This is a genomic window from Streptomyces sp. Tu 3180 (genome assembly GCF_009852415.1).
Taxonomy (GTDB): domain Bacteria; phylum Actinomycetota; class Actinomycetes; order Streptomycetales; family Streptomycetaceae; genus Streptomyces.
The window spans coordinates 2,141,491-2,162,588 of record NZ_WOXS01000002.1; the positions used below are offsets into that span (position 1 = coordinate 2,141,491).

The 21,098-nt window shown below is 73.4% G+C and carries 20 protein-coding genes; 9 read left to right on the top strand and 11 right to left on the bottom strand.

Features of this window, described 5'->3' with window-relative positions; all coding sequences use genetic code 11:
- Positions 1–126: 126 nt before the first annotated feature.
- The 3 genes from GL259_RS10545 to GL259_RS10555 form a co-directional block, all read right to left on the bottom strand.
- Complete coding sequence (locus GL259_RS10545; RefSeq protein WP_159531437.1) at positions 127–825, bottom strand: MBL fold metallo-hydrolase; 699 nt, start codon at positions 823–825, stop codon at positions 127–129.
- Between the two features lie 67 nt (positions 826–892).
- Positions 893–1,483: a TIGR03086 family metal-binding protein gene (locus tag GL259_RS10550; protein ID WP_159531439.1), complete on the bottom strand. Its 591-nt coding sequence runs from the start codon at positions 1,481–1,483 to the stop codon at positions 893–895.
- A 629-nt stretch (positions 1,484–2,112) separates the two neighbouring features.
- On the bottom strand, positions 2,113–2,766 hold the full coding sequence (locus GL259_RS10555; protein WP_243762283.1) for a triacylglycerol lipase: 654 nt from the start codon (positions 2,764–2,766) through the stop codon (positions 2,113–2,115).
- Positions 2,767–3,350: 584 nt separating this feature from the next.
- Here GL259_RS10555 and GL259_RS10560 point away from each other — a divergent pair.
- On the top strand, positions 3,351–4,310 hold the full coding sequence (locus tag GL259_RS10560) for a LysR family transcriptional regulator (protein ID WP_159531443.1): 960 nt from the start codon (positions 3,351–3,353) through the stop codon (positions 4,308–4,310).
- Here GL259_RS10560 and GL259_RS10565 read toward each other — a convergent pair.
- The 5 genes from GL259_RS10565 to GL259_RS10585 form a co-directional block, all read right to left on the bottom strand.
- Positions 4,259–5,002: an SDR family oxidoreductase gene (locus tag GL259_RS10565; protein WP_159531445.1), complete on the bottom strand. Its 744-nt coding sequence runs from the start codon at positions 5,000–5,002 to the stop codon at positions 4,259–4,261. The genes GL259_RS10560 and GL259_RS10565 overlap by 52 nt on opposite strands.
- The gene (locus GL259_RS10570; RefSeq protein WP_159531447.1) at positions 4,999–5,766 is read right to left on the bottom strand and encodes an SDR family oxidoreductase; all 768 of its coding nucleotides are present in this window, start codon (positions 5,764–5,766) and stop codon (positions 4,999–5,001) included. Before GL259_RS10570 ends, GL259_RS10565 begins: the two co-directional genes overlap by 4 nt.
- Before the next feature lie 375 nt (positions 5,767–6,141).
- Positions 6,142–7,221, bottom strand: a complete 1,080-nt coding sequence (locus GL259_RS10575; RefSeq protein WP_159531449.1) for a HAMP domain-containing sensor histidine kinase — start codon at positions 7,219–7,221, stop codon at positions 6,142–6,144.
- Positions 7,214–7,894: a response regulator transcription factor gene (locus tag GL259_RS10580; protein ID WP_159531451.1), complete on the bottom strand. Its 681-nt coding sequence runs from the start codon at positions 7,892–7,894 to the stop codon at positions 7,214–7,216. Before GL259_RS10580 ends, GL259_RS10575 begins: the two co-directional genes overlap by 8 nt.
- 69 nt (positions 7,895–7,963) lie before the next feature.
- Positions 7,964–8,668 (bottom strand): VanZ family protein, encoded by a 705-nt coding sequence (locus GL259_RS10585; RefSeq protein ID WP_159531453.1) that lies wholly within the window; start codon positions 8,666–8,668, stop codon positions 7,964–7,966.
- 180 nt (positions 8,669–8,848) lie between these two features.
- Between GL259_RS10585 and GL259_RS10590 the strand changes: the two genes are divergently transcribed.
- On the top strand, positions 8,849–10,108 hold the full coding sequence (locus GL259_RS10590) for an MFS transporter (protein WP_166461464.1): 1,260 nt from the start codon (positions 8,849–8,851) through the stop codon (positions 10,106–10,108).
- Here GL259_RS10590 and GL259_RS10595 read toward each other — a convergent pair.
- Both GL259_RS10595 and GL259_RS10600 read right to left on the bottom strand, forming a co-directional pair.
- Complete coding sequence (locus GL259_RS10595; protein WP_159531455.1) at positions 10,045–11,211, bottom strand: hypothetical protein; 1,167 nt, start codon at positions 11,209–11,211, stop codon at positions 10,045–10,047. The genes GL259_RS10590 and GL259_RS10595 overlap by 64 nt on opposite strands.
- Entirely contained in the window at positions 11,208–12,167 is a 960-nt protein-coding gene (locus GL259_RS10600; protein WP_159531457.1) for a 5-dehydro-4-deoxyglucarate dehydratase, read from the bottom strand. Before GL259_RS10600 ends, GL259_RS10595 begins: the two co-directional genes overlap by 4 nt.
- Positions 12,168–12,403: 236 nt before the next feature.
- Between GL259_RS10600 and GL259_RS10605 the strand changes: the two genes are divergently transcribed.
- The 7 genes from GL259_RS10605 (at position 12,404) to GL259_RS10635 (ending at position 19,987) form a co-directional block, all read left to right on the top strand.
- Positions 12,404–13,213, top strand: coding sequence for an NAD(P)-dependent oxidoreductase (locus GL259_RS10605; RefSeq protein ID WP_159531459.1), 810 nt, complete (start codon positions 12,404–12,406; stop codon positions 13,211–13,213).
- A 287-nt stretch (positions 13,214–13,500) separates the two neighbouring features.
- Positions 13,501–14,271, top strand: a complete 771-nt coding sequence (locus GL259_RS10610) for a DeoR/GlpR family DNA-binding transcription regulator (RefSeq protein ID WP_159531461.1) — start codon at positions 13,501–13,503, stop codon at positions 14,269–14,271.
- Positions 14,272–14,357: 86 nt separating this feature from the next.
- Entirely contained in the window at positions 14,358–15,731 is a 1,374-nt protein-coding gene (locus GL259_RS10615; protein WP_159531463.1) for a sugar ABC transporter substrate-binding protein, read from the top strand.
- Complete coding sequence (locus GL259_RS10620; RefSeq protein WP_159531465.1) at positions 15,728–16,669, top strand: sugar ABC transporter permease; 942 nt, start codon at positions 15,728–15,730, stop codon at positions 16,667–16,669. Before GL259_RS10615 ends, GL259_RS10620 begins: the two co-directional genes overlap by 4 nt.
- Positions 16,666–17,517, top strand: a complete 852-nt coding sequence (locus tag GL259_RS10625; RefSeq protein ID WP_159531467.1) for a carbohydrate ABC transporter permease — start codon at positions 16,666–16,668, stop codon at positions 17,515–17,517. The genes GL259_RS10620 and GL259_RS10625 overlap by 4 nt, the downstream gene beginning before the upstream one ends.
- The gene (locus GL259_RS10630; protein WP_159531469.1) at positions 17,514–18,503 is read left to right on the top strand and encodes a zinc-dependent alcohol dehydrogenase family protein; all 990 of its coding nucleotides are present in this window, start codon (positions 17,514–17,516) and stop codon (positions 18,501–18,503) included. Before GL259_RS10625 ends, GL259_RS10630 begins: the two co-directional genes overlap by 4 nt.
- A gap of 281 nt (positions 18,504–18,784) precedes the next feature.
- Entirely contained in the window at positions 18,785–19,987 is a 1,203-nt protein-coding gene (locus tag GL259_RS10635; protein WP_159538539.1) for a TerD family protein, read from the top strand.
- A gap of 84 nt (positions 19,988–20,071) precedes the next feature.
- Here the strand turns inward: GL259_RS10635 and GL259_RS10640 are convergent, their stop codons facing one another.
- Positions 20,072–21,088, bottom strand: coding sequence for a 1-aminocyclopropane-1-carboxylate deaminase (locus tag GL259_RS10640; RefSeq protein ID WP_159531471.1), 1,017 nt, complete (start codon positions 21,086–21,088; stop codon positions 20,072–20,074).
- Between the last annotated feature and the right edge of the window lie 10 nt (positions 21,089–21,098).

The following is a 21,098-nucleotide window of genomic DNA, read 5'->3' on the forward strand; positions in this document are numbered from 1 at the left end:
CGGATCTCGCGTATCGGATCTCGCGTATCGCGTCTCATATATGACGTACGAAGTACGACGCGGATGACCGTAGGAGTGGCCCGGTGTTTCGTCAATGCTTCCGGCAAAGGAACTTGGGGTTGCCGTTCACACGGCGTGCGTGCGGCCCTCCCGGGCGGTGGCGGCCTCGGGGGTGAGCGTGGGCCAGGCATGGGCCACGAGCAGCCGTTCCGCACCCGCCGCCCGGGCCGTGGCCCCGGCGTCCTCGGGGGTCAGGTGGACCCGTTCGCTGTCGCGATGCTCGTCGACGTCGGCCCCGCACAGGAACAGGTCGGCGCCGCGGGCCGGTTCGGTGAGCGCGGGGCACGGGCCGCTGTCCCCGGAGTGGGCGAGGACCCGCCCCGCGCACTCGGCGCGCAGCCCGTGGGCCGCGCCGTCGTGCACGACGGCGCGGGCGGTGAGGGTGAGACCGCCGTGCCGGGCGACGTGCCCGTCGTGCAACGGCCGGACGTCGAGGATCCCGCCCAGGAAGCCGGCGTCCGGGCGCCCGAGGAACCCGGCGACGCGCTGCGCGCAACCGTCCGGCGCGTAGACGGGGACCGGCGCGGGCGGGGTGAGCCCGCCGTGGGCGAGGCCGTGGAACGCCGTGAGCGGATCGGCACTGTGGTCCGCGTGCAGGTGCGAGATCCACACGGCGTCGGTGCGCGCCGGATCGGTGTGCCGCCGCAACTCCGCGAACGTCCCGGTCCCGGCGTCCGCCCACTCCTCGGCCCCGCCGCGGCGCGGCAGACACCCGGAGCAGGGGCGGTCCGGGCGGGGGCGCGCGGGGCGCTCCGTGTGCCTCACCGCACCGGGCGCCCGCACCCGGCACCCCGCACCCCGTGCCCGCCGCGCCGGCGCCCGCGCGGCGGGCTCAGACGGACCGCTTCCAGCCCGGGTCGCGTCCGCTCAGCCCGACCGCACGGTCCAGCAGCGGGGCGTCGGGCGGGACCGGGACGACCGGGCCGAAGACACCGCCGCGGTCGGGGTCGTCGGCCGTCGCGACGAGGAAGTCGTACACCGAGCGGAGCGCGGCGGGGTCGGGCGTGTACTCCTGGCCGGTCGCGCGGGCCAGGTCCCAGCCGTGGATCACCAGTTCGTCGGCGGCGACGGCGCCGGCGGCCTCGCCCGGCAGGTCCACGCCCCCGGCCCGGGTCATGCCGGTCCAGGCGGCGGGGTCGCGCCACGCGTCGGCGAGTTGGCCGAGCGCCCCGGACAGTTCCCCGCGCCCGCCGGGACCGATGTCCGGCACGACGGAGTCCGGGCTGGTGTCGGTGGTGGCGCCGAGGTCCTTGCGCCCGGCGTCGCGGAAGGCGACGGCCAGCCCGAGGAGATGGCCCAGCAGGTTGCGCACCGCGTACCCCGGGCAGGGCGTGCCGTGCGCCAGCTGCTCGTCGGTGACGCGCTCGGCGAGACGCGCCACGATCCGCGCCTGCGGTCCGAGGTCGAGGGGGATGTCGCTCATCGGCTGCTCCTCATGGCTGTGCGCGTGCGGTTCCGTGTCGCCGGTCCCGCTCCTGGGAGGTGGACCGGCCGGGCCCCCGGAACTCATCGCCCGCCCGGTCACCGTCCGGGACCGTGTCCCGCGTGGCGGGACGGGGAAGTCGCCGGTGGCAGCACGGTGCGGCGGCGAGGCCGGGAGGGGAGGTCCAGCACGGTGCCCGTGCCACCGGCGAAGACGCACTCCTCCCCTTCCGGGTCGCGCCACGGCAGAGCCATCGGACCCGGAACGGTTCATCCTGAGCGGGTGGTCGCGAGTTCCCCGGCCGGCCGTCGTGACGCTGGGGGACGTCGGTGGTCACCGGCCCCCGGCCCACCTACGAAACCGTCCGGGCCCACCAGTCGTGGAAACACGACGGAGGCCCAGGTCACCGGTGGGATCCGGAAGCCTGGACCTTGGTCGTTCTTCCGTTGTTCCGGCCGAGATGTCGGGCACCAGGGATTCAGGCCCCCTGCTCGCCTCTCGGGTGCCGTGACGCCGGCGTTCGCCCGGCCGCCGGAGGTGCCACCGCGGGACAGTGACCCGGCGTTCCGCGGAGCGCCCGCTCCCGGCCGGGCGGTGCCGGCCCCCCTGCCCGGTGGCGAGGCGACGCCTCAGCCGTTGACGAAGTCGCGCACCTGGCCGTAGACGGCCGGATCCGAGCCGATGGCCACGTGACCGAGACAGGCGGTCCGGGTGTTCGTCGCACCGCTCAGGGAGACACTGCTGTCCGGGTTGATGACGGTGTCGCAGGGCGACCACCAGGTGCCGTGGCGCGGGGCGCCCGGGGTCTCGTCCCCGGAGTTCAGCGAGGTGAGGAAGGCGGACCCGATGCGCATCTCGAAGCAGGAGGCGTAGCCGCACCCGTCGGCCCAGTCGGTGCCGTGGTTGGGACCGGCCAGCGAGACCCAGGCGTCGGTCTTTCCGCTGCCTCCCAGGTTCTTGGCGTAGTACCGGCTGGACAGCCCGCCCATGGAGTGGGTGACGATGTCGACCTTGGATGCGCCGGTGGCCACGAGCAGGCGATCCACCTCGGCGGCCAGCTGCTGGGCGGTGGTGGCGTTGGACTGCCGCCAGTCGTAGCTCCACTGGTCCAGGTGGGACGACGGCCAGCCGTCGGCCCGGAAGGCCTCGGCCATGGTGTTCCAGTAGGAGCCGGACGAGTTGTATCCGTGGACGAACAGGACGGGGTGGCTGGACGGGCCGAAAGTCGATGCATCGGCGGCGTGGACCGGAGCGGCGGACGTGAACGCAAGCAGAGTGCTCACGAGGACGGAAAGCACGTACTTCTTCAACGCGTACCTCGGGTGATCGGCTCTGTGGGGGGAGGCCGGGAGGAGGTTACTCCCCAGTAGGCCAGCGGAGTCAAGAGCCGCGCAGGAATCGGTACAGGGCCGATGACCTGCAGTTTCGCTCCATGTCGTAGCGTTTGTGAGCGTGGCCGTCGTCGACCGGCCCCCGTGTCTCCGGCCGTGCATGACACGGCCTGCCGGTACTGCGGGTACTGCGGGTCAGGCACCGCTTCGCCCCTGAAGCGGTGCTCAGCCGGCCGTGGACCATCCGTGGACCCGCCTCGCCCGGTCTGCCACGTGCAGAGCCGTGACCCGCTGTGCCGCCCGGGCAGGAAGGGGTCTGCGCGGCCGTGCGCGCAGGACGGCGCCGCGCCCGGTCGTGCGCGGGAATACGGCGAGGTCGCGGTCGCGTTGCCGCGTTCGCCGGTGACGGTCTTCGGGGCCCGCCGTCGCGGGCTTCGTGGCCCGCCGGGGGACTCGGCCGGGCCGCGTGCGGGCCGGTCCCGGCCTGCGGCAGGTGCAGGACGCGGTCCGCCGACGCGGGGAGAGGACAGGAGCCGGTGAGTCTTCGTCGGTTCGAGTACGCCCTGGCCGTGGCCGAGGCGGGTTCGGTGACGGCGGCGGCGGCGGAGTCGTTGCACGTCGCTCAGCCGTCGGTGTCCCAGCAGATCCGCGGCCTGGAGCGGGAGCTCGGCGTGACGCTGTTCGCCCGCACGCCGACCGGGCTGGTGCCCACCGCGGCAGGTCGCGCGTTCCTGCGGGACGCGGAGGTCGCCGTGAGGGCGGCGCGGCGGGCGAAGGCGACGGCGCGGGCCGGTGCCGAGGAGCTGGGGGGCGAGCTGGTGGTCGTGGCGCAGATGGGTCTGGGCACGCGGCAGCTGCCGGGCGCGCTGGGCGCGTTGCGCCGCCGCTTCCCGCGGCTGGAGGTCACCGTCTTCGAGGAGGCGGACCCCGTCGAGCTGGAGCGGCTGGCGCGCCGGGGCGTGGTGGACCTGGGACTGATCGCCGGGCCGTGCCGGGAGGAGCTGTACGAGGGCCACCACCTCGGCGACGAGGAGTTCGTCGTGGTGACGAGCCCCGAGCACGCGCAGCTCGCCGCGGAACGGGTCGAGCTGCGCGTGCTGGAGCGGGAACCGTGGATCAGGTTCGATCACGACAGCGCGCTCGACGCCGTGCTCCGGGACGTGCTGCGGGACAACGAGCTGGCTCCGGTCACGGTCGCCCGCGTGTCGCAGACGGCGACGGCGGTGCGCTGGGCCGCCCAGGGGCTGGGGGTGACGCTCGTTCCGACCTCCGCGGTGCCTCCCGGGTTCGAGCACCTCACGCGTCCCGTCTCTCCCGCCGTCTCCCTGCCCACCGTCGCCGCCGTCCGGCCCGGCGCGGGGCCGGCGGAAACGGCCCTGCTGGAATTCCTGCGGCAGGAGAGGTGGAACTGCACCGGTTTTTCCGGCAGCGGGTCAGGGCCTGCTCACAACTGGGTGACGCCTCCGTCGAGCACCAATTCGGCGCCCGTGGTGTAAGTGGCGTCGAAGGCCAGGAATGCCATCGCCCTGGCGATTTCCTCCGGAGTCCCGAAACGCCGCATGGGATTCTCCGCGACCCGTGCCGCCTTGAACTGCTCGGCGTCCTCCTCGGTCATCGTGTTCTCCAGGGTTCCCGTGTCCACGGGGCCGGGGCTGATCGCGTTGACGCGGATCCCGCGCGGAAGCAGTTCGCTGGAGAGGCTGCGGGCCATCGAGCACAGCGCCGCCTTGCCGGCGGAGGAGACGCTGGTCTGCGCGATGCCCTTGACGTTCGCGACCGAGGTGGTCAGGACGACGCCGGCGCCCGTGCTCAGCAGCGGGGCGAGCTTCTGCACGGTGAAGAAGGCGCCCTTGACGTTGATCGCGAACGATTCGTCGTACATCTCCTCGGTCGTCGACTCGAAGGGCATGGCTCTGGTGACGCCCGCGTTGACGAACAGGGCGTCCACCGTGCCGAGTGCGTCGCGCGCCCGGGCGGCCAGGGCGTCCAGGTCCGGCAGTGAGGACACGTCGCTGCGCACTGCCGTCGCGTTCTCGCCGAGGCGCTGCCGGGCCGCGTCGAGCGCGGCCCGGGAACGGCCGGTGATCACCACGCGTGCTCCGGCGTCCACCAGCAGCCTCGCCGTCGCGAACCCTATGCCGCTGCTGCCGCCCGTGATCACCGCGTTCCTGCCGCCGTACGCGCTCATACCGGGAACTCACCGCCGTCCACGGTGACGTTCTGCCCGGTGAGCCGGCTCGACCGGTCCGACACGAGGAACAGCACCGCGTCGGCGATGTCGTCGGGCCGGCCGTCGCGTCCCGGCGGAGGGCTGGTGTCGTCCCGGCCCGGCCCCTCCTCCGGCCTCGCCCACTCCTCCCGCGTCGCCTCGCCGCCCGGGGTGGCGGTCCCGCCGGGGGGCACGGTGTCGACCCGCGCCCCGAACGGGGCCAGTTCCAGGGCCGGTCCCCGGCTGTGGTTCCGCAGTGCCGCCTTCGCCGCCGTGTAGTGCGGGAACGGCGGTGCCGAGGGGGGGACGGCGGCCGGGGAGACGTGCACGACCGCGTCCGGGCGCCGTTCGCGCGTGCCCGGGGTCAGCGGTGAGTCCAGCCGTACCGCTGGCAGGTGGTTCAGGTCCAGCCGGTCCTGCCACTCCTCGTCGGGGACGGCCCGGGCGTGCGGGAACGGCCGTGCCCCGCCCGCGTTGTCGACCAGGATGTCCACCCCGCCGAGCGTTTCCCGCGCGGCCTCGGCGAGCGCCTCCGCTCCGGCCCGTGTCCGCAGGCCGGCCTCCACGAAGGCGGCCCCTTCCGGCACCGTGCCCGTCCTCGATCCGGCGGTCGTGAGGACCCCGGCGCCCGCGTCCGGGAGCCGGCGCACGACGGTCGCGCCGATTCCGCGCGAACCGCCCGTGACCAGGGCTCGCTTTCCCGCGCGTTCACGCGTTTCCGCGCTTTTCTTTTCTGTGGTCATGCCACCGGGCTTCCTCTCGCTCGACCGGACGGGAGGGGATGCGCACGGGACGCCGATATCGGAGGAATCTCGGTGCGCGTCTCCTCTCGTCGAGCTGTTTCACGGTAGGTCCGGGAAAGCCGGGCGGGCAAAGACGAAAAGAGAGCAGGGGCCATAGGGGTTTCCTATGGCCCGCGGAAGCTGCGGCCCTCGTCGGCAGGCGGCGCACGCCCCGTCGGGCACCGGTCCCCCCGGCGGGACGGCGCCGTCGAGGCCGTCGCGTCCCGCGGAACGCGTCCGCAGGCCCTTCGGAGCGCCGCCGGCCGCTGCTGCCACGGGTGGCCCGGCCCACGCCGGACCCGCCGCCGACGATCCGGCGGGCCCCGGGGGCGGCGCCTACGGCATGCCGGGAAGCCGGACCGTGACGAGGAGACCGCCGGCGGGGCGGGGGACGAGGTCGAGGGTCCCGTCGTGGGCGCGGACGACGCTGTGCACGATGGCCAGGCCGAGGCCGACGCCGGCGTGCTCGTCGGTGCGTACGCGTTCCGTTCCGCGCCGGAAGGGTTCGGTGAGGGTCGGCACCAGTTCCGGCGGGAGCGGATGCCCCGTGTTCTCGACCCGCACCACGCTCGCGCCGCCCCGCGCCTCGGTGTGGACCGTCACGGTGCCGCCGGCCGGGAGGTTGTGGACGATGGCGTTCTGGACGAGGTTGGTCACCATCCGCAGCAGGAGCTCCGCGGAGCCGCTGGTCCGTGCCGCCGCGCCGGTGACGTCGAGCGTGACCTCGCGCTGTTCGGCGAGGGGGAGCAGGGTCTCGGCGGCCTCCTCGGCGACGAGGGAGAGGTCGACGCTCTCGCGGGTGAAGTTCCCGCGGTCGCTGCGGCTGAGCAGCAGGAGGGCCTCGGTGAGGCCGGTCGCGCGCGTGTTGACGGCCTGGAGGCGTTCGAGGATCTCGTCCCGGTCCCGCCCGGGGTCCCTGCGGGCGACGTCGAGCAGCGTCTGCGAGATGGCCAGCGGGGTGCGCAGTTCGTGGGAGGCGTTCGCGGCGAACCTCTGCTGCTCGGCGACGTGTGACTCGAGTCGTTCGAGCATGGTGTCGAACGCGTCGGCGAGTTCGCGGAACTCGTCCTGGCGGCCCTCCATGCGGATCCGGTGGGACAGCGATCCGTTCCCGGCCGTCCGTGCCGCGGTGGTGATCCGGGTGAGCGGTGCGAGCATCCGGCCGGCCAGGATCCATCCCCCGGCGAGGCCGAACACGAGCAGGAAGACCATCGCCGCGGCCGCGGCGGGGGCGAAGGTGCGCACCAGGAGGTAGCGGTTGGGCGCGACCCCGAGAAGGCCCCGGGAGCTGTCGGGTACGTAGCGCAGCAGGAACCCCCACACCACGGCCAGCAGGAGGGCGCCGGCGACGGCGAGGAACCCGGCGTAGCTGAGGGTGAGTTTCAGCCGGACGCTGAGCCCCGGACTCCTACGCATGCGTCCTGCCGGGGCCGGTGTCGATGCGGTAGCCGACGCCCGGCACGGTGGCGATGACCCATGGTTCGCCGAGCCGTTTGCGCAGGGCGGAGACGGTGATGCGGACGGCGTTGGTGAGGGGGTCGGCGTTCTCGTCCCAGGCCCGTTCCAGCAGTTCCTCGGCGCTGACGACCCCGCCCCCGGCGGCGACGAGGACCTCCAGCACGGCGAACTGCTTGCGGGTGAGGGCGACGTAGCGCCCGTCGCGGAAGACCTCCCGGCGGAAGGGGTCGACGCGCAGGCCCGCGATCTCGTGGACCGGGGGCCGGGCGTACGCGCGTCTGCGGTCGAGCGCCCTCAGCCGCAGGACGAGCTCCCGCAGCTCGAACGGCTTGGTGAGGTAGTCGTCGGCGCCGAGCTCGAACCCGGACGCCTTGTCGTCGATCCGGTCGGCGGCGGTGAGCATGAGGATCGGGATGCCGCTGCCGGAGGCGACGACGCGCCGGGCGACCTCGTCGCCGGAGGGTCCGGGGATGTCGCGGTCCAGGACCACGAGGTCGTAGGAGTGGACGCTCAGCAGCTCCAGGGCGCAGTCGCCGTCGCCGGCGACGTCGGCGGCGATCGCTTCCAGCCGCAGGCCGTCACGGACGGCTTCGGCCAGGTAGGGCTCGTCCTCCACGATCAGTACGCGCATGCCCGAAGCCTAGGCAGCACGACGTATCGCCGACGTATCCGAGGGCGTGTGCGCCCCGGTGCGCGCGGCTCAGCCCGCCGGGGCCGGCGCGGGGCGCGGCCGGTCCGACGGCGCTTTCGCCGTGGCGCGCCACCAGCGGCGCGACGCCAGCCCGGCCAGCACGGCGCCGGCGGCGTTGACCAGCACGTCGTCCACGGAGGACACCCGGTCCAGCCGCAGCACGTACTGCGCGGTCTCGACCAGGACCGAGCAGCCCGCCCCGAGCGCCAGGATCCGCGGCACGGACGCCGGCGCCGCGAACCGCACCGGGGCGAAGAACCCCAGCGCCGCGAAGACCAGCAGGTTGCCGACGAACCCGAGCGGCCCCATCGTGACCAGGTCCCGCAGCGGCACCAGGCTCACCCGGCCGGGGACGACGCCGGCCCCGGCGCCCGGCATCAGGGTCAGCCACAGGAACGGGACCGTCCCGTGGACCATGCCCACCTCGGCCAGCGACCTCCGCCACGCCGAAGCGGCGCCGGCGGCACGCCGGCGGCGCGCCAGGGCCCACGCCACCAGCACGGCCAACGGCACCGTGACCAGCGTCATGAGCACCACACCGTTGAACGTGTCGTAGCAGCCGTGCCACCGCCCGGCCATGCACCTCGGAGCGGACATCAGCAGCGGCCCCCGCAGGACGAACAGGGCGCTCGCCGGGCCGAGGACCGCCAGGCCGAGGAGCACGGTCCTGCGCGTGCGGCGGGGCGGCGCCGACGGGGATGCGTCGTGGTTCATGCCCCCATGGGAGCCGGAGGACCGTTGCGGTGGCGTACGCGGTTTCCGATACGCCCGCGATATCCGGAGGATCCCCGGCGTCCCCCGTACCGGGGCCGCCGGCCGTCTCGCCCCGCAGTGCACGGTCTAGGGCACCCGCCCGATCCGCGCGGCCGGTCCTTAGTCCCACGATGGGCGGGCATGACGACGAACAGGACGAGGCGCCCGGGCGGGCGGACCTGGACCGTGGCGCGCGTGGTGCGGGACCGGAACGCGGGGCTGTACCTCGCCTCAGTGGTGGTGTCGGGCTTCGGCACGTCCGCGCTGTGGCTGGCCTCCGGCGTGTGGGTCAAGGACCTCACCGGCTCGGACGGGCTGGCCGCGCTGTGCATGCTGGCGATGTGGGCGCCCACCCTGGCGGGCCCGCTGCTGGGCACGCTCGCCGACCGCGTCCGCCGCAAGCCGCTGCTGATCGGCACGAGCCTGCTCATGGCCGGGCTCCTGCTCACCCTCTTCGCCGTGGACTCCCCGCGGGGGGTGTGGCTGCTGTACGCGGTGCTGTTCGTGCACGGCGCGGCGGGCGTCGTCCACGACGCGGCCGAGTCGGCGCTGATCGCCACCGCCGTGGACGGGTCCCTGCTCGGCGACTTCAACGGACTGCGGACGACCGCCGACGAGGGCATGAAGCTGCTGGCCCCGCTGGCGGGAGCGGGCCTGTACGCCGCGTACGGCGGGGCGGGCGTGGCCCTCCTGGACGCGGTCACCTTCCTGCTCGCGACGGTGCTGTACGCGCTGCTGCGCGTGCGGGAGGAACGGCCCGGGCCCCCGGCCGGCGCCGGCCGGGGGCGGACGGCGGAGGGCGCCCGCCACCTGTGGTCGCATCCGGTGCTGCGCCCGCTGGTGTCGGCGGGCGGCGCCACGATGCTGTGCGCGGGACTGAGCGGGGCGCTGGTGTACGCCGTCGTCGACGGCCTGGGGCACTCCCCCGCGTACGCCGGCGTGCTGTACGCGGTCCAGGGCGCGGGTTCGGTGGTGCTCGGCCTGCTCGCCGGTCCCGCCCTGCGCCGCTTCGGCGAGCTGCGCTTCGCGGCGTACGGCATCGCCCTGCTGTCCGCCGCGGTGGCGCTGCGCGCGGTGCCGAACGATCCGCTGGCGTGGGTGTGCAGCGCGGCGATCGGGGCGGGGCTGCCCGCCGTGCTGATCGCCGCGCTGACCGCCGTGCAGCGCGAGACGCCCGGGCCGCTGCTGGGCCGGGCCACCGCCACCGCCCACACCCTGGTGTTCGCGCCGAACGTGCTCGGCCTGGCGGCCGGCGCGATCCTGGTCGAACTGCTCGACCACCGGCTGCTGCTGGTCGTCCTGGGGCTCGTGCTGCTCGCTCCCGCGGCGGGGCTGCTTCAGAGCGCGGCGAGTGCCGAGCGCACCGCCTCCAGGTCCCCGTCCGACGCCAGCCCTGCGTGATACAGGCGCAGTTCGGTCGCGCCGAGCCCACGCGCCTCGGCCGCGTCCGCCGCGAGGGTGCCGGGGCTGCCGCCCATGCCGGAGACCACGGTGAAGTTGGCGGCGAGGACGGCGCCCTCGCGCTCCTCGCGCGCGAACGGCGTCAGCAGGCCGGGACCGCCGGTGCAGGGCACGACCACACCGTCGGCGACGGAGAGGACGTGCGCGGGGTCGACGCCGGCGTTGGCGCCGCAGTGGTACGACACGGGGTCCGCGTGCAGCAGCACCTGGAAGCCCTCGGGTGCGGCGGCGCGCACGGCGCGGACCGCCGCCTCCTGGAGCGTGCGCGCGGTGTCGTCGCGCCACGCGCGCGTGGCGTTCGCGGTCGTCCCGCCGAGGAGCTTTTCGACGCCCGTCCAGCCCCCGTCGGAGGGCGCCGCCCCCCGCCACACCGGCTCGAGCGCGCCCCGTACGGCGGCGGCGAGCTCGTCGGCGTCCAGGTCATGGGCCCCGTAGCCCTCCCGGCAGGCCGGGCAGAAGCACAGGGACATCAGGTACTGCCCGGCGTCCCCGAGGCCGACGCCGGCGGTCTTGTCGTGGGCGTGCAGATGGGCCAGTCCGTACCAGCCGAGGGACTCCAGCTCGGTGCCGTGCGCCCCGGGCCGCACCGCCGCCTCGGCGGCCAGGTCGGTCAGGTACGCGCGCGTGGCGGGCTGGGCGATGCACGGCGCCCAGGGGTAGCGGTCCCCGTAGGCGTTGACCACCGAGGTGTCCGGGTGCTCGGCCCCGAGGCGGGAGTTGTGCGCGAGCACCACCCAGGTGTGCACCTCCAGGCCCGCGTCGGCGAGCGCGGCGGCGGCCTCGCCGAAGGCGTCACCGGGCGCCCAGTCGCCCGCCGCGTACGGGCGCGGGGTGCGGCCGGACCAGTGCTCCCCGGCCGGGTAGAGCACGGCCGCGTGCTCGGCGGTGACGACGCGGTGGCGCGGGTGGCGGGGGGTCAGCGCGCGCGTGGAGTGGTAGGCGGAGGCGAGCGTCGCCTGCCCGATGCCGAGTGCGGCGATCCGCGCGGGTGCCTCCGGGTCCCCGTTGACGTCCCACGGGTAGACGAATGCCGACGCCTTCACTTGTCCTCCTCCAGGAGCGCGTGTCCCCGCTCGATCAGCCGGGCGAGCTGCTTGACATGGTCCTCGGCCGGCTCGTGCAGCGGCGGCCGCACCTCCCCGACGTCCAGCCCGCGCAGGCGTACGCCGGCCTTGACGAGGGAGACGGCGTAGCCGTGACCCTGGGCGCGCAGTTCGACGAAGGGCCGGTAGAAGCCGTCCAGCAGGCGGTGGGCGGTGGCCTCGTCGCCGGTGCGGAAGGCCGTGTGGCAGGCGAGGGCGAGCTCGGGGGCGAAGCAGAACACCGCGGAGGAGTAGAGGGTGATGCCGATGCCGTGGTAGGCGGGCTGGGTGAGTTCGGCGGTGGGCAGCCCGTTGAAGTAGAGGAAGTCGCCGGGGGCCTCGGTGCGCACGGCGCTGACGGTCCGCTGCATGAGGTCGAGGTCGCCGAGACCGTCCTTGAGGCCGATGATCCCGTCGGTGCGGGCCAGTTCGACGACGCTCCCGGGCGTGAGCACGGCGTTGTCGCGCTGGTAGACGATCACGGGCAGGGAGGTCGCCGCGGCCAGTTCCCGGTAGTGCCGCAGCAGCCCCTCCTGCGCGGCCCGGACCAGGTACGGGGGCATGGCGAGCAGCCCGTCGGCCCCGGCGCGCTCGGCGAGCCGGGCGTAGCGGACGGCGAGGGCGGTGCCGTAGCCGGCGCCCGCGACGACCGGGACGCGCCCCCCGGCGGCCTCGACGGCGGCCGCCACGCACGCCTCGAACTCCTCGGGCACCAGCGCGTGGAACTCCCCGGTGCCGCAGCAGGCGAACACGGCGGCGGCCCCGGCCTCCACCCCGCGCCGCACGTGGACCCGGTAGGTGTCGAGATCGACGGAGCCGTCGGCCCCGTACGCGGTGACCGGGAAGAACAGCGGCCCGCTGGGGATACTGAGTCGGGCGGCGAGAGGGGCTGACGTCACGAGCTCTCCCAGGTCCATATTCTTGATTCTCGTCTATATTTCTGAACCGCTCCACGCTAAGCCGCCCCGGGGACGCCGGTCAAGCACGGCAACCCGCCACGCACCAGCGGATTTTTCGGTTCCGCGAAGAGCGGCGGGACACTTGACGGGCCGCACCCCGCCTCTTAGCGTGTCCACGAATATGAATGCCGTGCGCCCATATGCACGTCCGTGCCTCCTCGTGCGCACGGCCGGCGACGCAAGGAGACCCGAGGATGCCCGCTCCCCGCACCGTTCTGCTCACCGGCGCCGCCGGCGGCCTCGGCACCCTGATGCGGGACCTGCTCCCCGCCTACGGCTACGAGCTGCGCCTGCTCGACCTGCGCCCGATCGAGGGCGAGCCGGACGCGATCGTCGCGGACCTCGCCGACCGGGAGGCCGTGCGCGAGGCGGTCCGCGGGGTCGACGCGATCATCCACCTCGCGGGCATCTCCCTGGAAGCCCCCTTCGAGAAGATCCTCAAGGCGAACATCGAGGGCACCTACCACCTCTACGAGGCCGCCCGCGAGGAGGGCGTCGGGCGCGTCGTCTTCGCCTCCTCCAACCACGCCGTCGGCTACACCCCGCGCCCGCAGGGCGACGACCCCCTCATCCCCGTCGACACCCCGCGCCGCCCCGACACCTTCTACGGCCTGTCCAAGTGCTTCGGCGAGGACCTCGCCCAGCTGTACTGGGACAAGCACGGCCTGGAGACCGTCTCCGTGCGCATCGGCTCCTGCTTCCCCGAGCCGACCAGCGTGCGCATGCTCTCGGTGTGGATGAGCCCGGCCGACGGCGCCCGCCTCTTCCACGCGGCCCTGACCGCCGAGAACGTCGGCCACACCGTCGTCCACGGCTCCTCCGCCAACACCCGCCTGTGGTGGGACCTCACCTCCGCGCGTGCGCTCGGCTACGACCCGCAGGACGACTCCGAGCCGTACGCCGAGAAGCTCGTCGCCGAGCAGGGCGAGCTGGACCCGGACAACCCGGCGCACGCCCGCCTCGGCGGCCACTTCGTCACCGACCCGCCGATCTGGCCGTACTGACGGCCACCACGCGCGCCCCGAGCGGCGCGAAATCGACGCTCACGGCGGCGGGCGGGCACCGAACGGGCCCGCCCGCCGCCGTGTTCGGGCACACCCGCTGCCCGCTTCCGCCCCCGCGCCCGCGCCCGCCCAGCTCCGAGGCGGACACGCCCCGATCCGAACGGGCGCAAACGGGCACGACCGGGCCCACGACAGGCCTGGTCAGCATCGCGCCCCCGCTGTAGAACTTCCTGCGTGGCCCCACCGGGCCCGAACGGGCAGCGAAACCAGAAAGCGGGTGTCCGGCCATGAGCAACAGGACGGCCGAAGAGCGTCAGCGTGAGATCGTGCGGATGGCGCGCGCCACCGGTTCGGTCGACGTCACCGCGCTCGCCGCCGATCTGGGCGTGGCCAAGGAGACCGTACGACGGGACCTGCGGGCCCTGGAGGACCACGGTCTGGTGCGCCGCACCCACGGCGGCGCCTACCCGGTGGAGAGCGCCGGCTTCGAGACGACGCTCGCCTTCCGCGCCACCAGCCACGTCCCCGAGAAGCGCCGGGTCGCGGCCGCCGCGGCCGGGTTGCTCGGGGACGCCGAGACGGTCTTCGTCGACGAGGGCTTCACCCCGCAGCTCATCGCCGAGGCCCTCCCCCAGGACCGGCCGCTGACCGTGGTCACCGCCTCCCTGCCGGTCGCGGGCGCGCTCGCCGGGTCCGGCACCGCCTCCGTCCTGCTGCTCGGCGGCCGCGTCCGCTCCGGCACCCTCGCCACCGTCGACCACTGGACGACGAAGATGCTCTCCGGCTTCGTCATCGACCTGGCGTTCATCGGCGCCAACGGCATCTCCCGCGAGTACGGCCTGACCACGCCCGACCCGGCGGTCAGCGAGGTCAAGGCGCAGGCGGTCCGGGCCGCCCGCCGGGTGGTGTTCGCGGGCGTCCACACCAAGTTCGGGGCGGTCAGCTTCTGCCGGTTCGCCGAGGTCGGCGCGCTGGAGGCGATCGTCACGAGCACGCTGCTCCCGGCGGCCGAGGGCCACCGCTACTCCCTGCTCGGGCCGCAGGTCATCCGGGTCTGAACCGCGTTCCCCATCGTCTCACCCCCCATGGGGCCGATCCGTGTCAGGTGACGCCCCCTATCTCCCTATACGTCCAGGAGCGATCCATGCGAACCCAGAGCCGACGGAGGCCGCCGCGAGCCACACTCGCCGCGGTCGCCGCAGGGACGCTGCTCGCCCCGCTGCTCTCCGGCTGCTGGGTCGGAGCGGGCGGGGCCGGATCCGGCGGTGACTCCCTCAACGTCCTGATGGTCAACAACCCGCAGATGGTCGAGCTGCAGAAGCTGACCGCGGACCACTTCACCAAGGACACCGGCATCAAGGTCAACTTCACGGTGCTGCCGGAGAACGACGTCCGCGACAAGATCAGCCAGGACTTCGCCAACCAGGCCGGCCAGTACGACGTGGCAACGCTGTCGAACTACGAGATCCCCATCTACGCCCGCAACGGCTGGCTGCGCGAGATGGACTCGTACACCGCGAAGGACGGCGCCTACGACGAGCAGGACGTCCTGAAGCCGATGCGCCAGTCCCTCACCGGGGACGACGGCAAGCTCTACGGCCAGCCCTTCTACGGCGAGTCGTCCTTCCTGATGTACCGCAAGGACGTCTTCGAGAAGGAGGGCCTGACCATGCCCGCCGAGCCCACCTGGCGGCAGGTGGCCGACCTCGCCGCGAAGGTCGACGGGGCCGAACCGGGCATGAAGGGCATCTGCCTGCGCGGTCTGCCCGGCTGGGGCGAGGTCATGGCCCCGCTGACCACGGTGGTGAACACCTTCGGCGGCACCTGGTTCGACGAGGACTGGAACGCCCGGCTCGACTCCCCCGAGTGGCAGGAGGCGACGAAGTTCTACGTCGACCTGGTCCGCGAGCACGGCGAGTCCGGCGCCGCCCAGGCCGGCTTCGCCGAGTGCCTGAACAACATGACCCAGGGCAAGGTCGCCATGTGGTACGACGCCACCTCCGCGGCCGGTTCCCTGGAGGCCGCCAAGTCCCCCGTCAAGGGCAAGGTCGGCTACGCCCCCGCGCCCGTGGAGAAGACCGAGTCCTCCGGCTGGCTCTACACCTGGGCCTGGGGCATCCAGCACGCCTCCCGCAACCCCGACAACGCCTGGAAGTTCGTCTCCTGGGCGTCCAGCAAGGAGTACGAGCAGCTGGTCGGCGACGAGTTCGGCTGGTCCAACGTCCCGGCCGGCAAGCGCGCCTCCACCTACTCCAACCCCGCCTACCGCGCGGAGGCCGCCGCCTTCCAGGAGATGACCAAGGCGGCCATCGAACGGGCCAGGCCCGACGACCCCGGCGTCCAGCCCCGCCCGGCGCCCGGCATCCAGTTCGTCGGCATCCCCGAGTTCACCGACCTCGGCACCAAGGTCTCCCAGGAGATCAGCGCGGCCATCGCCGGACGCCAGTCCGTCGAGTCGGCCCTGAAGAAGTCCCAGCAGCTCGCAGAAGAGATCTCCGAGGAGTACGAGGGACGATGACCGCCACGACAACGGCCCCCGTGGCCGCGCCGGAGACCCGCACCGCCCCACGCCGGCCCTCGCCCCGGCTGCGCGCCTGGGCCACCCGCGCCCCGCTGCTGCCGGCCCTGATCTTCATGGTCGCGGTCACCCAGCTGCCCTTCGTGGCGACGCTGGTGATCTCCTTCTTCGACTGGAACTCCCTCTACCCCGACGCCCGGCACTTCGCCGGCTTCGACAACTACCGGGAGGTCCTCACCGACGCGGCGCTGCGCAAGTCCGTCTGGACGACGATCCTGCTGACCGTCGCGGTCGTCCTCGTCAGCCTCGTCCTCGGACTGCTCCTCGCCCTGCTGCTGGACCGGAGGTTCCGCGGGCGCGGCATCGTCCGCACCCTGCTCATCGCCCCGTTCCTGGTGGTCCCGGTGGCGGCGGCGCTGCTGTGGAAGCACGTCCTCTACAACCCGGAGTACGGCCTCCTCAACGGTCTGCTGCACTACGTCGGCGGCCCCCAGCCCGACTGGATCTCCGGCACCCCGCTGCTCGCCGTCGAGGCGTCACTGGTGTGGCAGTGGACCCCGTTCATGATGCTGATCCTGCTCGCCGGACTGCAGAGCCGGGACCAGCAGCAGATCGAGGCCGCCCGCGTCGACGGCGCGAGCGACTGGCAGATCTTCGTCCACCTGACCCTGCCCCACCTGCGCCGCTACCTCGAACTGGGCGCCCTGCTCGGCTCGATCTACATCGTGCAGAACTTCGACGCGGTCTTCACGATCACGTCCGGCGGCCTGGGCACCGCCAACCTGCCCTACACCGTCTACCAGACCTTCTACCAGGCCCACGAGAACGGCCTCGCCTCCGCGGCCGGCGTCCTGGTCGTCATCGGTTCGATCGTCATCGCGACCTTCGCCCTGCGCGTGGTGTCGTCCCTGTTCCGCGAGGAGGTGTCCCGCGCATGAGCACCGTCGCCGTACGCGGCCGCGACCGGTTCCGCAAGGGAGCGGGTCTGGGCCTGGTGGCCTGGCTGGCCGGGATCGTCTTCTTCCTGCCCATCGCCTGGATGGCCCTGACGTCCTTCCACTCCGAGGAGGACGCGGCCACCAACCCGCCGTCCTTCGGGGCCGCCCTCACCCTGGACGGCTACCGCGAGTTCTTCGGCGCGGGCGGCGGCGCGAGCCCCTGGCCGGCCCTGATCAACTCGACGGTGGCGTCCGTGGTCTCGACGCTGCTGGTCCTGCTGCTGGCCCTCCCGGCGGCCTACGCCCTGTCCATCCGCCGGGTGAGGAAGTGGACCGACGTCCTGTTCTTCTTCCTCTCCACCAAGATGCTGCCCGTCGTGGCGGGCCTGCTGCCGATCTACCTGTTCGCCAAGAACGCCGGGATGCTCGACAACATCTGGCTGCTCGTCATCCTCTACACCTCCATGAACCTGCCGATCGCGGTGTGGATGATGCAGTCCTTCCTCGCCGAGGTCCCGGTCGCGGTGATCGAGGCCGCCCGGGTCGACGGCGCCCGGCTGCCGACGGTGCTGACCCGCGTGGTCGCCCCGATCGCCCTGCCCGGCATCGCGGCCACGGCCCTGATCTGCTTCATCTTCAGCTGGAACGAACTGCTGTTCGCCCGGGTCCTGACGGGCGTGGTCGCCGAGACCGCCCCCGTCTTCCTGACCGGCTTCATCACCAGCCAGGGCCTGTTCCTGGCCAAGGTGTGCGCCGCGTCGCTCGTCATCTCCCTGCCGGTGCTCGCCGCGGGGTTCGCCGCCCAGGACAAACTCGTCCAGGGCCTGTCGTTGGGAGCCGTGAAATGAAGGCCGCCGTCATCGAGTCCGTGGGCAAGGCCGTCGTCGCCGAGGTCCCGGACCCGACGCCAGGGCCGCGTGACGTCGTCGTCGAGGTCGCCGCCTGCGGGCTGTGCGGCACGGACCTGCACATCCTCCAGGGCGAGTTCGCCCCGAAGCTCCCGATCGTGCCGGGCCACGAGTTCGCGGGCGAGGTGGTCGGCGTCGGCACGCAGGTCACCGAGCTGGCGGTCGGCGACCGGGTGGCGGTGGACCCGTCCCTCTACTGCCACGAGTGCCGCTACTGCCGCACCGGCCACAACAACCTGTGCGAGCGCTGGGCGGCGATCGGCGTCACCACGGCGGGAGGCGCCGCCCGGTACGCCGTGGCCCCGGTGGCGAACTGCGTCAAGCTCCCCGAGCACGTCCGCACCCAGGACGCGGCGCTGGTCGAGCCCCTCTCCTGCGCGGTGCGCGGCTACGACGTGCTCCGGTCCCGCCTCGGCGCCCACGTGCTGATCTACGGCTCCGGGACGATGGGCCTGATGATGCTGGAACTGGCCAAGCGGACCGGCGCGGCCAGCGTGGACGTGGTGGACGTGAACCCGGCGCGCCTGGAGACCGCCCGCCGGCTGGGCGTGTCGGCCGCGGCGGCGGGCGCCGACGAGCTGGACCGCCCGCAGGGCTGGGACGTCGTCATCGACGCGACCGGCAACGCGGCCGCGATCCAGGACGGCCTGGACCGCGTCGCCAAGGCCGGCACCTTCCTCCAGTTCGGCGTCGCCGACTACGCGACCCGCGTGACGATCGACCCGTACCGCATCTACAACCAGGAGATCACCATCACCGGCTCGATGGCGGTCCTGCACAGCTTCGAGCGGGCGGCGGAGCTCTTCGCGGGCGGCGTCCTGGACCCGGAGGTCTTCATCAGCGACCGCGTCCCGCTGGAGCGGTACCCCGAGGCGCTGGAGCAGTTCGCGGCGGGCGTGGGCAGGAAGATCGTGGTGGTGCCGTAGGGGGCTCCGCGGGCGCCGGACGGGACGGGACCGGCCCCTTCCGGCGCCCGCGGACGAGGCCGGGGACCGGCAGGGGCCCGGCAGGGGGCCGGGGCGAGGTCCCCTAGGACGGGACGGGGAGACGGAAGAAACGGGACGGGAAAGGGCAGGACGAGAAGGGCCTGCGGGGCGGAAGCCCTCGGGCCGCGCCGCCCGCGACCGCCGCCGGCACGGCTGTCCCGATCGGGTCACAGGTAAGGGAACGGCAAAACCGTCCCGCTCGTTCACCCGGCATGACCGCTATGACCCCCGGCTCGAACATCCCCCTCCCCACCGCCCGTGTGACGGTGGACGTCGCCGCGCCCGTGCGGCTCGACGTGTCGGGCCTGTTGCTCACCGCCGACGGCAAGGTGCGCTCCGACGACGACTTCATCTTCTACAACCAGCCGGCCGGCCCCGGCGTGACCTACCGCTCCGGCGGCGGCACCGCCCCCGACGCCATCACGGTCGACACCACGGCCGTACCGCCGGGCATCGAGAAGATCGTCATCACCGCGAGCCCCGACGCCGCCGGCCAGACCTTCCAGGGCATCGAACCGACGGCCACCCTGCGCAACGCGGACGACAACTCCGTCCTGGCCACCTTCACGCCCCCGCGGCTGGACACCGAGACCGCCCTGGTCGTGGTCGAGATCTACCTGCGCAACGGCGCCTGGAAGGCCCGTGCGGTCGGTCAGGGATACGCCGACGGTCTGGCCGGCATCGCCACCGACTTCGGCGTCACGGTCGAGGAACCGGCCGCTCCCGCCCAGCCGGCCGCCGCGCCCCGGCAGCCGGCCGCCGCCCCGCCGGTCCCGCCGGTGTCCGCCCCGCAGGCACCCCCGGCGCCCGCGGCGCCCCCGGCCCCGCCCGCCGCCCCCGGCACCGGGAAGATCAACCTCGACAAGGGCCGGGTCAGCCTCCAGAAGAACCAGACCGTCTCCCTGATGAAGGGCGGGCGCCCGCTGCTCTCCCAGGTCAAGATGGGTCTCGGCTGGGAGCCGGCGTACCGCGGCAAGGACATCGACCTCGACGCCTCGGTCATCGCCTACGGCCCGCAGCGCAACCACATCGACAGCTGCTACTTCGGCAAGCTCCAGATCGTGAACGGCGCGATCCGCCACTCCGGCGACAACCTCACGGGCGAGGGCGGCGGGGACGACGAGGTGATCACCGTCGACCTCGGCCGTCTCCCCCAGGAGGTCACCGGTCTGGTCTTCACCGTCAACTCCTTCTCCGGCCAGAAGTTCACCGAGGTCGCCAAGGCGTACTGCCGCCTGCTGGACGCCACCACCGGCGAGGAACTGGTCCGCTTCGACCTCACGGGCGCCGAGCCGCAGACGGGCGTGATGATGGCGAAGCTGATCCGCCAGTTCTCCGGCGAGTGGGAGATGACCGCGATGGGCGACTTCGTGAAGTCCCGCACGGTGCGGGGCATGGTGAAGCCGGCCGCCCAGGCGCTGTGACGACCGGCGGGAAGCGCCGTGTGCCCCCGGCAGGGGGCACACGGGGTCGCGACGCGCCCGCCCGGGCGTGACCGCCCGGAACGCCTAGAACAGTGCGCTGTACGCGTTCAGCGCCGGCTGCCCGCCCAGGTGGGCGTACAGCACGGTCGCGTCACGGCCGATCTCGCCCCGGGACACCAGGTCGACCAGTCCGGCCATCGACTTCCCCTCGTAGACGGGGTCGGTGACCATCCCCTCGGTGCGTGCCGCGAGCCGCATCGCCTCCAGCGTCGCCCCGTCGGGAACGCCGTAGGTCCCCGCGTGGTACCGCTCGTCCAGCTCGACGTCGTCCTCGGTCAGTTCGGCCGCGACGCCGATGAGCCGACCGGTGCGGTGCGCGATCCGCGCGATCTGCTCCCGGGTCCGGGCGGGCTCCGCCGACGCGTCGACGCCGATCACCCGCCGGGGCCGCCCGCCCGCCTCCTCCAGCGCGCGGAACCCGGCGACCATGCCCGCCTGCGTGGACCCGGTCACCGAGCACACGATCACGGTGTCGAAGAAGACGCCCAGCTCCCGCTCCTGCTCGGCCACCTCGTACGCCCAGCCCGCGAACCCGAGCCCGCCGAGCGGGTGGTCGGAGGCGCCGGCCGGGACGGCGTAGGGCTTGCCGCCCCCCTCCTCGACCTCGCGCAGCGCCTGCTCCCAGCTCTCCTTGAAGCCGATCCCGAACCCGGCCCGCACCAGCCGTACGTCGGCCCCGGCGAGCCGGCTGATCAGGATGTTGCCGACCTTGTCGTAGACGGCGTCCGGCCAGTCCACCCAGCTCTCCTGGACCAGGACGCACCTGAGCCCGGCGCGGGCGGCGACGGCGGCGACCTGGCGGGTGTGGTTGGACTGCACGCCGCCGATGGAGACGAGCGTGTCGCAGCCCTTCGCGAGCGCGTCGGCGACCAGGTACTCCAGCTTGCGGGTCTTGTTCCCGCCGTAGGCCACGCCGGAGTTGCAGTCCTCGCGCTTGGCCCACAGCGAGGCGCCGCCGAGGTGCGCGGTCAGCCGCTCGAGCGGATGCACGGGCGAGGGCCCGAAGAGCAGCGGGTAGCGCTCGTAGGACGAAAGGGACATGAGGGGTCCT